This is a genomic window from Brunnivagina elsteri CCALA 953 (assembly GCF_002289455.1).
GTDB classification, from domain to species: domain Bacteria; phylum Cyanobacteriota; class Cyanobacteriia; order Cyanobacteriales; family Nostocaceae; genus Brunnivagina; species Brunnivagina elsteri.
Genome location: NZ_NTFS01000452.1, coordinates 1 through 4960, shown reverse-complemented (window position 1 = coordinate 4960; position 4960 = coordinate 1). Strand labels below are relative to the sequence as shown.

Here is a 4960-nt window from a genome sequence, read left to right as displayed (position 1 = left end):
ATTGGTTTACCACTCGCTTTTTCGGCATCTAAATACTCGCAAAGGGTTTTTACTGTTTCGTTGCTCAATCTCCTTTTGATGACTGCATAATCTTTTTGATTTCAGCTTTTTGAGCATCGGTGAGATTTGCCTTAAATCCTCTATTTCTTCTACCTTCTTGACGGTTTTGGGGATTTGCTTGACGTTCTGCTTTTCGTTGCTGACGTTCTTGACGTTGTTCTGGGGTGAGAATTTTATCAACTTCGGTGCGTGTATTAGCGCGAATTTCAGCTATTTTAGTTTTCTGGTCATCAGTCAATCCTAATTCTTGGGCAAACTTTTCAAAGTTAGCTTTTCTATCTTTTTTTTCAGGTTGTGCTTGAGCAACAATTTGCGAATTTGAATCTAAATTTGAATGGGAGGTAAATACGTCAGCTTTAGCAGCAAAAGGAATAGCAGTTAAACTGAAAGCAAATATACTAGCTACTATAGATAGATTTCTGGAGTTCATTGACTCGTCCTTTAGATGTATTTTGTTTGATAGCACCATCATAAGAATATCCACACAAATAAGGCAGTTGAGAAAAGTCATGAATGTGACCATGACTTTTGTCATAGTTTAGAAGGTGATAAATGTGACTTCCTATTACTAGTGGTCATGAGATTTTAGTTATAGATTTAATATAGGTTGAAAAAAAATGATTAAAATTTTTAATTTGTATTCATTGAGTGGAGTAAATATAGATGAGCGACTCAATCCAGTTTAAAAATCACCCATTTAGATTTTTACTGTATTTGGAATGGACACTGTTAGGTATTGCAATTTTTAGTTCGCTTTTATCTACTCCTGGACAGCGATTTTCTCCACGATTCCCCGAATTAACCATTTGTAGTCTGATAATTTTCGGTTTAATGGGATTGCGATTACCGACAAGTAATCAACTCAGCAAAATTACTTACACTAGTTGCGAAGTTCTATTAATTTTAATCACTATATTTTTTGGTGGTAGAGCATCTCGACTATTTCCGTTTATATACCTAATTTTAGTTACTAGAAGTTGTTTAATTTTTCAGCTTCCTGGTCGTCTTATAGTAACATCTTTATCATTTAGCTTATTTATATTTACTATTAGTCGTAAATTTTATCGCTTTGGAATATCTCCAGCAGCACAAGAAAGGTTTCGGTTTTTTACTTTAAGTTTTATAGTGATGTTTGGATTGTCGCTGGTGTTTATTCTCTTATTAATGAATGCTATAGTTTCAGAGCGGCAAAGTCGTGAAAAACTGGCAGCAGCAAATGAGAAATTAAAGCAGTATGCATTAAAAGTAGAACATCAGGCAACATTAGAAGAACGCAACCGAATTGCAAGGGAAATTCATGATTCATTGGGACATTCTTTAACAGCTTTAAATCTGCAATTAGAAACAGGTTTAAAGTTGTGGCAAACAAATCCAGCAAAAGCCCATGATTTTTTAGCAAGGGCAAAACAGCTTGGTTCAAAAGCATTACAGGATGTGAGACAGTCAGTTTCTACTATACGTTCACGCAGTAACTCCTTCGGAGGGGAGCAAAGTGAATCCATCGAAGAAGCAATCATTGTGCTTTTAGAAGACGTAGAACGTGCAATCAATGTTAAACCAACTTATAACTTAAATATTTCCTATGTGCTTCCTAGTGAAATTAGTATTGCTGTTTATCGGGTTATTCAAGAATCATTAACTAATATTTGTAAATATGCCAATGCGACAGAAGTAAAGCTAGAATTATCAACTTCATCCGTTGAATTAAACTTACAAATTAAAGATAATGGAATTGGATTTGAATTAAACCAAAATACCACAGGATTTGGACTGCAAAGTATGCGCGATCGCACCGAATCTTTAGGTGGTAAATTTAATATTGAAACTTCTTTTGGGAATGGTTGTAAGGTACAAGTAAAAATTCCAATTTGTAATCCCTAATACTCATTAAAAACTCACAAATTATGATTAAAGTCCTAATAGTTGATGACCAACATTTAATTCGTCAGGGTTTAAGAACATTATTAGAATTAGAACCTGATTTAGAAATTATCGGAGAAGCCGAAAATGGACAAGAAGCGCTTAAATTAATCAGTCAATTACAACCTGATGTTGTGTTAATGGATATGCGAATGCCAGTTATGGATGGAGTTGCAGCAACACAAGAAATTCAAAAGCATTTTGCCAAAGTCAAAGTATTAGTATTGACCACATTTGATGATAATGAATATGTGACTGCTGCTTTACAACATGGAGCAATGGGTTATTTATTAAAAGATACACCTTCAGAGGAATTAGCAGTGGCAATTCGTGCAGTATATAAAGGATATACCCAATTAGGACCAGGAATAGTTAAAAAACTATTAACACAATTTCCAGCAAATTCGGTAATTCAAGAAATAACACCACCATCGAATTTGACAGAACTAACCCCCCGTGAAAAAGAAGTTTTAAGATTAATCGCAAATGGTGCAAATAACCGAGAAATTGCCCAACAATTATATATTTCTGAAGGTACAGTAAAAAACCATGTGACAAATATATTGAATAGATTGAATCTACGCGATCGCACTCAAGCTGCTATCTTCGCTAATTCACATTTATCCCATCTTGATAATGAATCATAAATAGATGTAATGTATCCCGTCTCTAGATTTTTTATTTTTTACAAATCATAATTAAGGTAGCCAAAAGCTAGGCAAAATTGATTTACCAATTAACTTAAAGCCGCGATTAATTTCCCGTAATGTTTGTATATGTCCCTCATCCTCCTCAATCGGTAAAATACTTGCCAATTCGCCTCCTCCTAAATGGGAAATTGCTAAATTTGCCGCTTCTAAACCAGTGACAAATGCTTTTTCCTGTGACCAAGAACCGTGTCTATTAATAATCCAATCACCACTCATAAAGACGTTACTAAAACTAGTTTGTGCAGATAACATATTTCGATAACTACCTGGTGCCAAATGGGTGACAGCTTGTGGTAATCGAATCACGCTACTATCAATCACTTTTGCCTTTCCAAATTCAGGAATGCAAGTTTTTAAATAATTCTGCACAATGGGAATAATTTCGCCATCATCAAGAGCCATAAATTGATTGGCATGGTAAAAATCAACCTCAACAACTGTTCCCGGTTCATCTCGATATTCATCATGTAAAGCATTTAAATCGAAGAAAGTCCAACCAGTGGTATCATCAAAGCCAAAACAAGCATTGGAAGGATGGGGAATATGTATTTTGCGATCGCACCACAAACGGGTTGCTAAAACGTCAATTGCACCCAAATTATTCACATTCCTAAATTCTTCACGACTGTGTAAGCTCGAACTACTGCCAATAATCTTTTTCATTCCCGTAATCCCAACGGAGAAAATTACAGCATCAGCATTAAATACTTCATCTCCACAAACTACACCTGTAGCACAATTATTTTCAACAACTACATCAGTAACGCGACGATTTGCTAAAATTTTAGCACCAGCTTTTTCAATTTTTTCCACCCAAGGACGAAAGATTTTTTCACCCACAGTCCCGCGACACCAAACCACATCAAAATCAGGTTGATGCGCTAGAATAAAATAATAAAGCATTCCCAATGTTGCCGCAGCAGAACACTGTTCTCCCGGCGCAAATAATCCAACTAATAACATTGGTTCAAATGCTTCTTTATATAACCTTGCGGAAACACCAAATTGTTTAAATAATTCCCTCGCGGTGACAAAATCGTAACGTCTCCAAGCGTCATCGGAGTTATCAAAATCAACTAGCGAATAAAGCAAAGGTAATGCACTCAAACGGTCAATTAATGGCAAGCGTTTAAATTGAGTGTAGATAAAAGTTCCTAAAGGAGTTGGAAGTCGGGGCAAATCTTGGAAAATTGGCGATTCAACTTCTAAACCAAAAGGTGAATATTGGGAAGAACGAGTCCAAGTTGTGAAGGGATTAATTTCTAATTCATTAATTAGAGAAAAAATATTGCGGTAGGGATACCAAAAACCATGAATCCCTGCTTCAACAGATTTTCCTTCTTTTGTTTTCCAACCTGCCACAAGTCCACCTGGATATGCACCAGCTTCCAGCAGCGTCACATCATAACCTTGTTTTGCCAAATGGTAAGTTGCACCCAAACCTGCCCAACCTGCACCAACTACAACGACTTTTTTCCTTTGGGACATAATAGCCTCTATTTTTCCGTCTAGTAATTACTGTAGAACATCCTGAGGTCATCAAGTCTGACTGTTGTTAATATAAGTCATTTGATATTCTGCGAAAACTAGTTTATTTAAATCATTTTGATAAAATCTAAACCATTTTTATGAAAAAAATTGCTTATTCTCAGTATTTACGCCCTTTCACGCTTTTGTTTATTGCTGTGTCTTTGAGTTTTGGAACTCTGGCAATTAATGACAATCAAGCATCCGCACAATCTAAAATTCAACTAATCAAACGGCAAATTCAGACTTTACAAAAATCAGATCGACGCTGGATTCAAGTGGATATTTCCGACCAAAAATTAATTGCTTGGGAAGGGAAAACACCTGTTTATGCCGTGCAGGTTTCGACTGGAAAAAAGGAAACACCGACACTGACTGGTATTTTTAATGTTCAAACCAAGCTCAAGAAAACGCGAATGCAGGGTGAAGACTACAATGTTCCTAATGTTCCCCATGTCATGTATTACGATCGCGGTTATGCAATTCATGGTGCTTACTGGCACAAAAAATTTGGTACTCCCGTAAGTCATGGCTGTGTAAATCTCGCACCCAATCATGCAAAATGGCTATATGAATGGTCTAGTGTGGGGACACCAATTATTGTCCAGCGTTGACAAGTAGGGGCAAACGGTTGTTTGCCCTCTTTTATTTATCTTTGATTTAATTAGAGTAAGCCACAAAATGAATGATCCTGTGTTGTCATGCTGAGGAACGAAGAATCTCGCGTAGATGCTACCCTACCC

5 protein-coding genes are annotated in these 4960 nt (G+C 36.2%); 3 read left to right on the top strand and 2 right to left on the bottom strand.

Translation table 11 applies throughout. The features are described from left to right. Nucleotides 1-64: 64 nt before the first annotated feature. Entirely contained in the window at nt 65-490 is a 426-nt protein-coding gene (locus tag CK510_RS26215; RefSeq protein ID WP_095724463.1) for a P pilus assembly/Cpx signaling pathway, periplasmic inhibitor/zinc-resistance associated protein, read from the bottom strand. Between the two features lie 233 nt (nt 491-723). On the opposite strand from CK510_RS26215, the gene CK510_RS26210 reads away from it, so the two are divergent. Together CK510_RS26210 and CK510_RS26205 are read left to right on the top strand one after the other, a co-directional pair. After that, entirely contained in the window at nt 724-1941 is a 1218-nt protein-coding gene (locus CK510_RS26210; RefSeq protein ID WP_095724462.1) for a sensor histidine kinase, read from the top strand. A 23-nt stretch (nt 1942-1964) separates the two neighbouring features. After that, nucleotides 1965-2627: a response regulator transcription factor gene (locus CK510_RS26205; RefSeq protein ID WP_095724461.1), complete on the top strand. Its 663-nt coding sequence runs from the start codon at nt 1965-1967 to the stop codon at nt 2625-2627. Between the two features lie 51 nt (nt 2628-2678). Here CK510_RS26205 and CK510_RS26200 read toward each other — a convergent pair whose 3' ends face one another. Continuing rightward, a complete protein-coding gene (locus CK510_RS26200) occupies nt 2679-4178 on the bottom strand; it encodes a hydroxysqualene dehydroxylase (RefSeq protein WP_095724460.1) in 1500 nt (499 codons plus the stop codon). A 140-nt stretch (nt 4179-4318) separates the two neighbouring features. Here CK510_RS26200 and CK510_RS26195 point away from each other — a divergent pair, with 140 nt between their 5' ends. After that, a complete protein-coding gene (locus tag CK510_RS26195) occupies nt 4319-4831 on the top strand; it encodes a L,D-transpeptidase (RefSeq protein WP_095724459.1) in 513 nt (170 codons plus the stop codon). Nucleotides 4832-4960 lie beyond the last annotated feature (129 nt).